General features: G+C 71.5%; 9 protein-coding genes. 4 read left to right on the top strand and 5 right to left on the bottom strand.

The features are described from left to right. Nucleotides 1-100 precede the first annotated feature (100 nt). From ACLJPY_RS03860 to ACLJPY_RS03845, 4 genes are all read left to right on the top strand, one after another. Complete coding sequence (locus ACLJPY_RS03860; RefSeq protein WP_410586604.1) at nucleotides 101-1,111, top strand: LacI family DNA-binding transcriptional regulator; 1,011 nt, start codon at nucleotides 101-103, stop codon at nucleotides 1,109-1,111. Between the two features lie 47 nt (nucleotides 1,112-1,158). Then, the gene (locus ACLJPY_RS03855; protein WP_410586603.1) at nucleotides 1,159-3,459 is read left to right on the top strand and encodes a beta-glucosidase family protein; all 2,301 of its coding nucleotides are present in this window, start codon (nucleotides 1,159-1,161) and stop codon (nucleotides 3,457-3,459) included. Then, a complete protein-coding gene (locus ACLJPY_RS03850; protein ID WP_410586602.1) occupies nucleotides 3,456-4,685 on the top strand; it encodes an SGNH/GDSL hydrolase family protein in 1,230 nt (409 codons plus the stop codon). Before ACLJPY_RS03855 ends, ACLJPY_RS03850 begins: the two co-directional genes overlap by 4 nt. A gap of 221 nt (nucleotides 4,686-4,906) precedes the next feature. Next, nucleotides 4,907-5,725, top strand: a complete 819-nt coding sequence (locus ACLJPY_RS03845; RefSeq protein ID WP_410586601.1) for an Asp23/Gls24 family envelope stress response protein — start codon at nucleotides 4,907-4,909, stop codon at nucleotides 5,723-5,725. Nucleotides 5,726-5,745: 20 nt separating this feature from the next. On the opposite strand, the gene ACLJPY_RS03840 is transcribed toward ACLJPY_RS03845, so the two are convergent. The 5 genes from ACLJPY_RS03840 to ACLJPY_RS03820 form a co-directional block, all read right to left on the bottom strand. After that, nucleotides 5,746-6,315, bottom strand: a complete 570-nt coding sequence (locus tag ACLJPY_RS03840) for a dihydrofolate reductase family protein (RefSeq protein WP_410586600.1) — start codon at nucleotides 6,313-6,315, stop codon at nucleotides 5,746-5,748. 68 nt (nucleotides 6,316-6,383) lie between these two features. Then, nucleotides 6,384-9,494 carry an ATP-binding protein gene (locus ACLJPY_RS03835; RefSeq protein WP_410586599.1) on the bottom strand — a complete coding sequence of 1,037 codons (3,111 nt, stop codon included), beginning with the start codon at nucleotides 9,492-9,494 and terminating at the stop codon, nucleotides 6,384-6,386. Then, nucleotides 9,494-10,132: a hypothetical protein gene (locus tag ACLJPY_RS03830; protein ID WP_410586598.1), complete on the bottom strand. Its 639-nt coding sequence runs from the start codon at nucleotides 10,130-10,132 to the stop codon at nucleotides 9,494-9,496. Before ACLJPY_RS03830 ends, ACLJPY_RS03835 begins: the two co-directional genes overlap by 1 nt. Then, nucleotides 10,129-11,757, bottom strand: coding sequence for a CATRA system-associated protein (locus ACLJPY_RS03825; protein WP_410586597.1), 1,629 nt, complete (start codon nucleotides 11,755-11,757; stop codon nucleotides 10,129-10,131). The genes ACLJPY_RS03830 and ACLJPY_RS03825 overlap by 4 nt, the downstream gene beginning before the upstream one ends. Nucleotides 11,758-11,760: 3 nt before the next feature. Further along, nucleotides 11,761-12,354 (bottom strand): TIR domain-containing protein, encoded by a 594-nt coding sequence (locus tag ACLJPY_RS03820; protein WP_410586596.1) that lies wholly within the window; start codon nucleotides 12,352-12,354, stop codon nucleotides 11,761-11,763. Nucleotides 12,355-12,504 lie beyond the last annotated feature (150 nt).

Here is a 12,504-nt window from a genome sequence, read left to right as displayed (position 1 = left end):
GACGGGGCGGCTTCCGCGCCCGGGTTGGCGAAGAGTCTGCTCCCGGACAAATGCCGTGTCAATCGTTGTCGATAACGTTTTCTATGGCTAGTCTGAGCCGATGCAGCCCAGTTCCAGGGTGACCATCCGTGACGTCGCCGCCCGGGCCGGCGTCTCGGTGGCCACGGTTTCGAAGGTGATCAACGAGCGCTACGGCGTCTCCGCCGCGACGCTCGCGCGGGTCCGCGCCGTGATCGAAGAGCTCGGCTACGAAGCGAGCCTGGTGGCGCAGAGCCTGAGAAACCACCGGACGAACGTCATCGGCATCCTGGTCGCCGACCTCGAACCGTTCTCGACCGAGCTGCTCAAGGGAGCCGCGGACGCCATCCGCGGCAGCGGTTTCGAGCTCGTCGTCTACTCCGCGGGCGGGCGCACCGGCGACCCGATCGGCTGGGAAAAGCGTTACCTGTCCCGGCTGAGCGGCACCCTGGTCGACGGGGCCGTGCTCGTCACGCCCACGGTGTCCCTGGAAGTCGTGCCGGGTACGCCGGTCGTCGCCGTCGACCCGCACACCGGGCCGTCGCACCTGCCGACGATCGACTCGGACAACCTGCGCGGCGCGCAGCTGGCCACCGAGCACCTGCTGGAGCTGGGGCACCGGCGGATCGCGTTCCTCGCCGGCCGGCCCGACCTGCAGTCGGCCGAGCTGCGCAAGACCGGGTACCTGCGGGCGTTGACGGCCGCGGGCATCACGCCCGACGACGACCTGATCCGGATCGGTGCCTACGACCCGGCGGTCTCCGCGGCTTCGGCGCACGCGCTGCTGACCGGCCCGGACCGGCCGACCGCGGTGTTCGCCGCCAACGACATCTCGGCCATCGCGACCGTGGGCGCGGCCCGCGAACTCGGGCTGGCCGTGCCCGGCGACCTTTCCGTGGTGGGCTTCGACAACGTGCCCGAGTCGGCGCTCTGCAGCCCGCCGCTGACCACTGTGGACCAGCCGATCCGCGAGATGGGCCACCGGGCCATCCGGATGCTCATCGCGCTGATCAACGGCGACGAGGTCGAGCGGACCCACGTCACGCTCGACACGGGCCTGGTGGTGCGGCACTCCACCCGCGCACTCCCCTGAACCCTTCCCTCTTCCCCACTCCTCCCCAGACGAAGGGCGGAAAAGCCTTGACCACGCAGCCCACCACGGCCGGAGAGCCGTGGCGCGACCCCGCGGCCGACCCGGGCGAACGCGTCCGGGCCCTGATGGCCCGGATGACCCTGCGCGAGAAGCTCGCCCAGCTCTACGGGGTCTGGGTCGGCATCGACTCGGGCGGCGAAATGGCGCCGCACCAGCACGAGTTCGTCGACGCGGCGGTCGACTTCGACGACCTGGTCCGCCACGGGATCGGACAGCTGACCCGCGCGTTCGGCACCCGGCCGGTCGACCCGGTGATCGGGGCGCACAGCCTCGCGCGCACCCAGCGGCAGATCGTCACCAGCAGCCGGTTCGGGATTCCCGCGGTGGTGCACGAAGAGTGCCTCACCGGGCTGGCCGCGTGGCAGGCGACGATCTACCCCGCGCCGCTGTCGTGGGGCGCCACCTTCGACCCGGACCTGGTGCGCCGGATGGCGGCGAAGATCGGGCGCACCATGCGCGGCCTCGGCGTGCACCAGGGCCTCGCGCCGGTCCTCGACGTGGCCCGCGACCTGCGCTGGGGGCGGGTCGAGGAAACCATCGGCGAGGACCCCTACCTGGTCGGGACGATCGGGAGCGCCTACGTCGCCGGCCTCGAGTCATCGGGCGTGGTCGCCACGCTGAAGCACTTCGTCGGGTACTCCGCCTCCCGCGCCGGGCGCAACCTGGCACCGGTTTCGGCCGGCCCGCGCGAAATCGCCGACGTCCTGCTCCCGCCCTTCGAGCAGGCGCTGCGCGCCGGCGCCCGGTCGGTGATGAACGCCTACACCGACACCGACGGTCTCCCGTCCGCCGCCGACCCGGCCCTGCTGACGGACCTCCTGCGGGACACCTACGGGTTCGACGGCACCGTGGTCGCCGACTACTTCTCCGTCGCGTTCCTGCACCGGCTGCACGGGGTCGCGGCCGACCGCGCCGACGCGGCCGCCCAGGCGCTCACCGCCGGCGTCGACGTGGAGCTGCCGACCATGGACTGCTACGGCGAGCCGCTGCTCGCCGCGGTGGAAGGGGGCGCGGTCGATGTCGCCGCCGTCGACCGCGCCCTCGAACGGGTGCTGCGCCAGAAGTGCGAGCTGGGCCTGCTCGACGCCGATTGGGCGCCCGAGGTCCCCGACGAGATCGACCTCGACGACGCCGAGTCGCGGGCGCTGGCCCGCGAGGTGGCCGAGCGCTCGATCGTGCTGCTGCACAACGACGGCACGCTGCCCCTCTCCCCCGCCACCCGCGTCGCCGTGGTGGGACCGCGGGCGGACACACCCGGCGCGATGCTCGGCTGCTACTCCTTCCCGCTGCACGTCGGCGTGCACCACCCCGACGTCCCCTTCGGCGTTTCGGTGCCGACCCTGCTCGAAGCGCTGCGTTCCAGCTACGACGACGTCTCCTACGCGCTGGGCTGCCCGGTGACGGGCGGCGACGACGAAGGGATCGCCGAAGCCGTCGCGGCGTGCGCGGACGCGTCGGTGTGCGTGGCCGTCCTGGGCGACCGGGCCGGGCTCTTCGGCGGGGGAACGTCCGGCGAAGGCTGCGACGCGCCCGACCTGCGGCTGCCGGGCCGCCAGGAAGAACTGCTGGACGCGCTGCTGGACACCGGCAAGCCGGTGGTGCTCGTCCTGCTCTCGGGACGGCCGTACGAGCTGTCCCGGCAGCTCCCGCGGCTGGCCGCGGTCGTCTGCGGGTTCTACCCCGGCGAGGAGGGCGCCGGGGCGCTGGCCGACGTCCTCAGTGGACGCGCCAACCCGGCCGGCCGCCTGCCGGTGAGCTTCCCGGCCGCCGGGGCGAGCCAGCCCTCGACGTACCTGGCCGCGCCGCTCGGGCGGCGCAGCGAAGTGTCCACTGTGGATCCCACGCCGCTCTTCCCGTTCGGCCACGGGCTGTCCTACGCGCCGGCCACCTGGCTGGACGTCAGCGCGACGGGTTCGCTCTGGCCGACCGACGGCGTCTGCCGGGTCCGGGTCACGCTGCGCAACGAACACCGACGCGAGGCCTCCGAAGTCGTCCAGGTCTACCTGCACGACCCGGTGGCCGAGGTCGCGCGGCCGGAGCGCCAGCTCATCGCGGCCCGCCGGGTTTCCGTGCCGCCGGGGCAGACCTGCGTCCTGGAGATCGGCCTGCACGCGGACCTGACGTCCTACACCGGGCGGGCGGGACGGCGGCAGGTCGACCCCGGCGACGTCGAGCTGCGCGTGGGGACTTCGAGCGAACAGATCGTCACGACCCTGCACTGCACGCTGACCGGGCCGCGCCGCGTCGTCGGCGCCGACCGGGTCCTGACCCCGGAGTTCTCGTTGTGAGACGTCCTCTGGTCCTCTCCGTCCTGGCCGTGCTGGCCGTGCTCTTCGTGGGCGCCTCGGCCCGCCCCGCGCCTTCGCACTGGGTGGCGACGTGGACGTCGATGCCCCAGCTGACCGAGCCGGGCAACCTGCCGCCGGCCCCCTTCACCGGCACCGACCGGGTGCTCGACGACGCGTCCCTGCGCGAGACGGCGCAGGTGACCGTCGGCGGCCCGCGGATCCGGCTGCGGTTCTCCAACGCCTTCGGCGGGGCCCCGCTCCCGCTGACCGCGGTGTCGGTGGCCAGGCCGGTTTCCGGCGCGGCCGGGGTTTCCGGGGTCGTCCCGGGCAGCGTCGTCCCGGTGACCTTCCACGGCAAGCCGTCGACGACGGTCCCGCAGGGCGCGCAGGTCGTGTCGGACCCGCTGCCCTTCCCGGTGCGGCCGCTGGAGAACATCGCGGTGTCGGCCTACCTGGCGCACGGCCAGGCCACGACGTCGATCACCTCGCACCCGGGTTCCCGCACGACGTCGTACCTGCTGGCGGGCAACCACGTCGCCGACCTCGAACTGCCGGGCGCCACACCGGTCGACCACTGGTACTTCCTCAGCGGCGTCGAGGTGCTCTCGCCGGCGTCCGCGGTCGCGGTGATCGGCGACTCCATCTCCGACGGCCGCGGGTCGACGACGAACGGGAACGACCGCTGGCCGAACGTGCTGGCCGCGCGGCTGCACGGCGTGTCGGTGGTGAACGAGGCCGCGGGCGGCAACCGCGTCCTGCAGGACGGCCTCGGCCCGAACGTGCTGGCCCGCCTCGACCGCGATCTGCTGGCCACCAGCGGGGTCTCGTGGGCGATCGTGTTCGAAGGCGTCAACGACATCGGCACCGCCACCCCGGCGGCCGCCGCGGACGTGGCGGAGCAGCTGATCGACGCCTACGACCAGATCCTGGTCCGCGCCCACGCGCAGGACATCCGCGTGTACGGCGCGACGATCACGCCCTTCGGCGGCAACACCGGCTACGACGACCCGGCCCGCGAGGAGGCCCGGCAGCGGGTGAACGCGTGGATCCGCCAGCCGGGTCACTTCGACGCGCTGCTGGACTTCGACAAGGTGGCCCGCGACCCGGCGGCGCCGTCCCGGTTGCTGCCGGCCTACGACGTCGGGGACCACCTGCACCTCAACCCGGCGGGGTACCGGGCGCTCGGTTCCAGCGTTCCCCTCGGGCTTTTCCGGAACGACGGCTGAAATCGCCGAGCGACAGAAAGACGACAATTCCGGGACGTGATTCCGGGCGCGTGATCACCGACCGCCGAACGCGGTCTGACGGACCGTGATCGGCCGGATATCCGTTGGGACACAAGCGAGTCTCGAAGGCGGGGGCCCGTGACGCGCGTCACGGGCCGTCCCCTAACATGTCGCCGTCTGCTGTCCCCACAGGTAGTCGTCGCGCCCCGGAAAGGGAACCCATGTCCGACGTCATCAACAGCATCTTCGGCCGTCCCAAGAACGAAAACCCCGGTTCGGGGGGCTACGCCTACGGCACCGCCGAGGCCGCCGAAACCCCTGAGCCGCCCGTCGCCGAGGAGGCGGATTCCACGCCGGAGGCGGAGGTCACCGCGGAAACCGTCGAAGCCGAAGCGGTCGGCAGCGACGAGGCCGAGTCCGAAGCCGACACGGGCGAAGCCGCCGAGACGAGCGACGAGGACGTCACCGGGACCGACGAGGAGGCGGTCGCCGAGGACACCTCCGAGTCGGAGGACGCCGCCGAAACCGAGACCGCCGAACCGGTCGCGGAAGCCGACGCCGACGCGGACGTCGTCGCGGAAAGCGAGCCTGCGGAAGAAAACGAGCCGGCCGCCGAAGCCGTGGAGACGGAGCCGGCCGCCGCGGCCGTCGTCGCCGAAGCCGAGGCGGTCGTCGCCGAAGCGGCACCGGTCGTGGCGGCCGAACCGGCCCCCGAAGCCGACGCGGCCGCGGCCCGTCCCGCGGCGGGCAGCCGGGGCAGCACCACGATCGCCGACGGCGTGGTCGGGAAGATCGTCGTGCGGATCGCCGCGCAGACCGAAGGCGTGCACAGCGTCGCCGAGGACGGCATCACCGTCGAGCTCGCCGACGAGGTGGCCTGGGTGACCGTGCCCGTCGTGGTCGAGTTCGGCCACGCGGTCAAGGCGCTGGGCGAGCAGATCCGCGTCGCGGTGATCGACGCCGTCGAGCAGTACCTCGGCCTGGACGTGGAGGTCGTGGACGTGCACGTCACCGACATCCACTTCCCCGAGGCGGACTGACCGGCGCCGGTGCCCGGTCCTCAGTGGCCGGACCGGGCACCGGCCCGTACGCGATAGCGCAGGTGGAGCACGTCGCGGTCTTCGAGGCGCCGGACTAGTTCGAGTTCCGCTGCGGTGGCGCCGAACAGCCGCCGTCCTTCGCCGAGCAGGACCGGGACGAGGTGGAGCTCGATTTCGTCCAGCAAGCCCGCCGCGAGCAACGCCTGCGCCGCACCGGCGCCGTGCACCATCACCGCGCGATCGCCGGCCGCGGCGCGGGCTTCTTCGGCCGCCGCGGTGACGTAGGTGAAGAACCGCGCGCTGCCGGGCGGGGTGTCGGCGGGATCGATCTTCCGGGTGAGCACGTGGATCGGCACGCCGTCGTGGTGGTCACCGCCCCAGCGACCCGCGAGCTCGAACGTGCGGCGGCCGGAGATGAGCGCGCCGGTTGCCAGCGCTTCGCGGTAGATCTGCGCGCTGGCGCCGTCACCGTGGCGGTGGTCCAGCCAGTCGAACAGCCGGCCGCCACCGCGGCCGAGCTCCTGCCCGGGCCGGTCGTCCGGGCCGGCCACGAAGCCGTCGAGGGACATCGACATGTAAAGGCGGATCATCGGGGAACTCCTCGGGTCGGGGGTGCTTCACCGATGCGTCGAACGGACCCCGCCCGGATCGACGGCGCTCAGTCCTCGCGGGCCCGGGCGATCACCTCTTCCAGGCGCAGCGGGCTGGCCGGGTGGTGCGACAGGCACAGCGGCGTCGCGACCTGCCGGAACCCGAAGGCCTCCCCCGCCACGTAGAACTGCGCCCGTTCGAGCCGCGAGATGTCCGCGACCGGACTCCCCTTCGCGCGGGCCAGTTCGTTGGCCGCCGCGATCTGGGCCGGGCTGTTGAGGCGGCCGAAGAACTGCGTCATGGCGTTGCCGACCACCTGGTTGTGCAGGCCTTTCGGAGCCTGGGTGGCGAAGAGCAGGCCCAGGCCGTACTTGCGGGCCTGGGAAGCGAGCACGATCGTGCTGCGCGTGCTCGCCGTCAGACTCCCGGAGGACGCCAGCGTCTGGGCTTCGTCCATGACGAACAGGGCCCCGAGCGGCCGGTCGCCGGCCGGGTTGCGCTTGATCCAGGCGAACAGTTCCATCTGCAGCTGGTTGACGAAGTTCTGCCGCTGTTCTTCGGCGGGCAGCCCGACGAAGCTGATCACCGAGACCCGCGCCCGCTTCCCGGCGGCGGGCGTGAGCAGCGCGCCGGGATCGACCGGCTCGCCACCGCCGGCGAAGAGCGGGTCGTTGACCATCGCGGCCTTGAGGACTTCGGCGAGATCGGCGGCGATGCGCTTGGCGCCGTTGAGGTTGCTGACGTCCTCGGGCAGGTCCGACAGGAGCTCGACGAGGTCGGGCAGGCTCCGCGACCCGGTCCGCGCGTGGTGGACGACGGCCTGCCGCAGGACGGCCAGCCCGATGTTCGCTTTCGCGGTGCTCCCGGTGAGCCGCGCCTGCGGCGCGAGGGTGGCCACGGCCACCTCGACGGCGGCGGTGAATTCGTCGGTGTCGTCGAGAACCCCGCCGAAGTCCGGCAGCGGCCGGAAGGCGAGCGGCCGCCCGGTGGCCCGCCCGGGCGTCCAGACGACGACATCGGTGTCGGTCAGGTACCGCTCGGCGAGCGCGGAGTCACCGTTCCGCCAGCCGTCCGGGGGTTCCGGCCAGGGGTCCCCGAGCCGGGCGAGGTCGTTGTTGGGGTCGAGGACGATGGCGGAGACCCCGAGGAGAGCGCATTCTTCGACGACCCGCCGAAGCAGGACGGTCTTCCCGGAACCGGACCCGGCGAAGACGGCGGCGTGCTTGCGGAGGGCGGAGAGTTCGATCCGCACGGGCTCCCCGGACCCGACGACGGTCCCGAGGGTGATTTCCCCTTCCCCGGGCGGCGGGTGCGTCGCTTCGGCAGTCTTCTCGGTGGTTTTCTCAGTGGTCTTCTCGGCGGGCTTCTCGGCGGGCTTCTCGGCGGGCTTCTCGGGCAGGACGGCGGCGAGCAGTTCGGAGCGGCTGGCGGGCCGGCGGTCGATGAGCCACTCGTGCAGCTCGCGGCCGCCGTTGGCGAGCATCTTGTCCAGAGCCCAGAAGATCCGGATGTCGGCCGGGCTCGGCGGGATGGTACGGCCGCCGGCGGTCGTGAACTTGGTTACCTCTTCCCGCGTCTTCGCCCCACGTCCCCAGGCGTCGCGGAGGATGACGAGGTGCCGGTTGTCCGCCCCCTGCAGCTGTCCGGCGTCGGAGCGGGCCTTGCGGAACCGGCTGAGTGCCGCCCGCGGATCCCGGGCGGCGATCACCCGGAACGCCCAGTGCTCCTGCAGGTCCGCGGCCTCGACGACGGTCCGCGTGAGCCGTGCGTGCACCTCGCTGCGCCCGTTCTGGCGTTCGCACGACCATTCCATGTCGTCGTCGCCGACCTCGGTGACCCAGCAGCGCAGCGCCGCCGAGAGCAGATCCGGCATCACCTTGTCCACGTTCTTTTCGGCGAGCAGCGCGCCGGGATCGGCCTCGGCCTGCAGTTTTTCGAACTCGGCATCGAGCTCGGCGAACCGATCGGGTTCGACCGCGGTGCGCACCGGGACGACCGGCGCCACGACCCGCTCGTCGAAGGAAGTCAGCTCCTGGACCTGCCCGGCACGCAGGCACAGTTCGATGTGCGCGCCGATGCGCTTCAGCAGCTGCCGTGGCGTCCACTGTTCCCACGGGTCCGAGAACGCCACCGGCGCCACCGGCCAGGTCGGGTGCGGCGGGGTGAAGTCCATGGCTTGGTAGGCGACGCCCAGCCGTTTCGCGACCAGCGCGCGCCCGACCTCGGCGTCGGTGATCCGGCCGAGCGTCGTCGACTCGCGGAACCGGTCCGGTACGGTGCCCGCCGCCTTCGTTTTGATCTGCGTCCACGTGCTCGGCAAGCAGGCGAGCACGGTCAGGGTCTTGTGCGTGACCTCCCGCAGCCCCATCAGCCCGTCGGCGACCTGCGCCACGAGCAGGTCGTCCGCGGCACCTTGCCCGAGCATGCCCTGCGTCGAGCGCGCGACGAGGGTGTCGAGCTGGTCCACCGCGATCACCACGGGCCCGGTGAGGGCGAGCAGCCGGGTGATTTCCTGCACGAGGACGCGGGCGGGTTTCGGTCGTGAGTAGATGTTCCACTCGCGAGCTTCGGAGGTCAGCTCGGCGTCGCCGTCCAGGTAGTCCTCGCCGATGTACTTGGCACTCCGATCCCGGCTCGCGATGAGCACGAGGGCCCGTGCGGTGTCGCCGCATTCGTCGGCGACCACCTCGTCGAGGGACGCCACCCCGTCGACGAAGGCTTCGACATCCTCGGCCGTCAGGCCGCGTCCGCGCCTGATCCTCGCCTCGACCTCGGCGTCGACGTGGGCGCGGAGGCACACGCGCAGCAAGAACCGCTTCAGCTGCGACTCCCCCGAATCATCCGGACGGGCCAACCCGCGGCGAAGGGCTTCGGCCGTGTTCTCCCAGAACGCCTCGGCGGCGGTCACGTCGTCCAGGAAGAAGTACCCTCGCGCGCGGTGGGCCTGGCGCCGGACGAGACCGAGCAGATGTGTCTTGCCGACCCCCTTCAACCCCTGCAGGACCAGTCCGATCGGGCTGGGTCCGTCGCTGGCCACGGCGTCGCGGATGCCCGTCTTGAGGGCGGCGAGCGCGTCGGCGTGCAGACCGTCGACGTGGTACGGCGAGTCCCGCCACACGTGGTCGGGCGTGTCCGCCCAGTCGAAGCTCAGGGTCGCCAGTGCCTTGAGCTCGTCCATCACAACGCCTCGTACGAAAGGAAGTGGTTGTCCTCGCCGCCGATGCGGATCGCCGCTTCGTGGTCGGCCGCGGTGAGGGCCTTGCGGTTGTCCTCCGGGACGAGGTGGATCTTCCCGGCGCGGCTCAGCTCCTTCAGCACGGCGTCGACTTCCGCGGCCGGCGCGCCGAGCTTCGGCCGCAGGTCCACCAGCCCCACCCAGCCCCGCGGCTCCCGCACGAGTTCGCGGTAGGCGACCCGGATGCGGGTTTCGAGATCCTCGACCGGTTCCGCAGGTGCCGGGGTCGTGGTCCCGAACACATCAGCCAGGTGCAGGTTCCGCTTGCGGCGGAAGTCGTCGAAGCCACCCAGGACCAGGTACAGCACCGAGCACAGCGTGCTCTGCGGGCGGGGCGGCGGGGGCGTCTTCGCCCCGAGCTCCTTCTCGCACCAGGCCCAGCCGCGGTCGGTCAGCTCGTGGACGAACGTCCGGCCGGACTTCTCGCTGGCGACGTACCCGCCGTCGTTCAGCTGCGTGCGTTCCTTGCCGGTGAGGGTGAACCCCACCAGCTCCTTCAGCTCCGGGTTGGGCACTTCGCGGCCCAGCACCATCAGCGTGAACATCGCCGCGGTCTGCTTGTGCCCCAGGCGTTCGGTCATCGGAGATCCTTCCGGTGGTGCGTCGTGGGTTTGGCGCGGGTGTCGAGGGTGCGCAGGAGCCAGTCGATCGACCGGCGGACTCCGGGCGGGGCCGGGTGCTGGTCGGCGCCGGTGGGGGCACGCGGTTTCACCGCTACTTCCAGGTCCGCCGCCAGGTCGCGGGTTCGCCCGCCGTCCCCCGCGGCGACGGCGGCCTGCAGGGCCGTGACCAGCTCGTCGACCAGGTCCCAGCGGGACGGGCGCAGGCGGGATTCGCGGGCCTGTCCGAGCAGCGCGACTAGGTCGAGGTCGTCGTCCGTTTCGACCAGCGGGGTGTCGCCGCGCAGCTGGGTGACCAGGTCGCGGGCCACCTCGGCGGGGCCTCGCGAACCACTGAGGCGCAGGTAGCGGAGATTTCCGACGTAGCCCGGCAGCGAGGAGGCCAAGGTGCCGGCCGTCAGGATCGGGATGACCCGGCGGTCCTGGCCGAGCGTCCGGTGCAGGAACAGCTCGACCTCGGCGGCCTGCCAGCGGCTGACCTTGCCGTCGACGACCAGGCACAGGTGCCGTGCGTCGTCCTCGGCCCGCGCGAGCAGCGAACGGTCGCCCGAGAGCGACTTCACCACACGCACTTCCCGTTTCTTGAGTTCGTCGACCAGCTCGTTCGCCGTGTTGACGAACGTGCGCGGGATGCTGACCCGCAGGTCGTGCTTGAATTCGCGGCGGCTCGACCGGACGGCGGCGACGTAGGCGTCCCGGTTCTCGGCCAGCAGATCGGTCCGATCGAGCCGGCAGGCGACCACGGCCGCCACCGTCTCGAGCGCGAACCCGATCTGGTCGGCGCTCGGCGTCTGCTCCGACAGCACCGGCAGCTGCTCGCCGAAGCTCCAGTAGGACACGTACGGCAGCGTGAGGTGGCGAGCCATCGTCGCCGGTTCGACGGTCTGGTCGAGCCAGGTCCGGTACAGCTCGGCGGTCTCCTCTACGACGATGCGTCGCCACGTCTCGGACCGGTCGTACTCCTCCCGGTTGTCGAACCGCGACAGGACCGGCAGCACGGTCAACCGCGAACGGTCGAACGGGAGGAGGTTGCGGGCGGCGTCCGCGCGCCGGGCCGCCTCCATCGCGCCGAGAATGCTTTGCCGGTTGGCGGTGAACAGGAGAACCAGGTGGTCGGGCAGGTGTGCCGTGCAGATCCCGCCGATGTCGGAGATCCCGGTCCGGCTGTCGACGAGGACGAAGTCGTAGCGGGCGGCCCAGTGTTCACGGCACTTCTCGAGGTATTCGCCGAAGCCGTCGTCGTACAGGCCGTCCCAGTCGATTTCCTGCACCTGGGTGACGTACCCGGCCTCTTCACGGCCGGCCGCGATGAAGTCGAGCACGCCGACGTCGGTCAGCCGCTGGACGTGCGCCTCCGGCGCGAACCGGCCGTGCCGGAAGTCGTCGACGAGGTCGACCACACCCCCGCTCGGCGGCGCGGACAGGCGCGGCCGGAAGTAGACGCCGAGGCCCGGTGCTTCCAGGTCCCAGTCCAGGCAGAGGACGCGGTGGCCCCAGCGGGCGAGCAGCACGGCGACGTTGGCCAGCGTGAAGCTCCGGCCGACGCCGCCCTTGTAGGAGTAGAAGGTGAAGATCGATCCCGGCATCGGTCAGAACCTCGGCATCCGCGCCCGCTTCGGCGGCTCCGGGGCCGGGGTGCGCACCGGCCAGTCGTCCCGCCACTCCGGCGCTCGGTCGATGAGTTCTTCCAGCTCCGCGGCGATCTGCTTGATCTGCTGGTTGAAGTCGAGGTAGGCGGGCGCGGTCTGGAAGTGTTCGAAGGGGTGGTTCCACTGCTGGAGGTCACGGGGACGCCGCGCGTGGGCCCAGTCGGGGAAGTGCCGGGAGTCGCAGAAGATCACCGGGTAGATCAAGGGCCGCCGGCGCATTCCGGGCAGGGCGGCGGTCAGTGCCTCGCGTTCCTCCATCGAGGCCCACTCGGCCAGGCACCATTCGTTGCGGAAGTACTTCGGCGAGCAGACCGGGACCAGCACGCGAGAGCGCTGCAGCGCCGAACTCAGTTCCGCCGGCCAGCTGGCTCCGACGTCGACCTGGTCGTCGAAGAAAATCCTGACATCGTCGTACCGGTTGTTGTCGAGCACTTCCAGGAGACGCGGGTGAAAATGGTTCCTGATCCACGCGGAGATATCGCTCGCGGTACGCAGGTAGCTGATGAACACGTCGTACTCGTACACGCGTGTCATCGCTCCTTCACCGGTCCCGCCAGGCGAATCGATCCTAGATCCGCCGACAGCCGCCGAAGAAGACGGGAAACCTGACAGATTCAGGACAATAGCTGGCCAGGGCCTCAATCAGTCCGGAAACGCGTACTTGACAACACATCGGGCGGCAGA

It is taken from the genome of Amycolatopsis sp. lyj-23 (assembly GCF_046549135.1).
Lineage (GTDB): Bacteria > Actinomycetota > Actinomycetes > Mycobacteriales > Pseudonocardiaceae > Amycolatopsis.
Note: the sequence above shows the minus strand (reverse complement) of the source record. Positions and strands in the feature narration are given on the sequence as shown.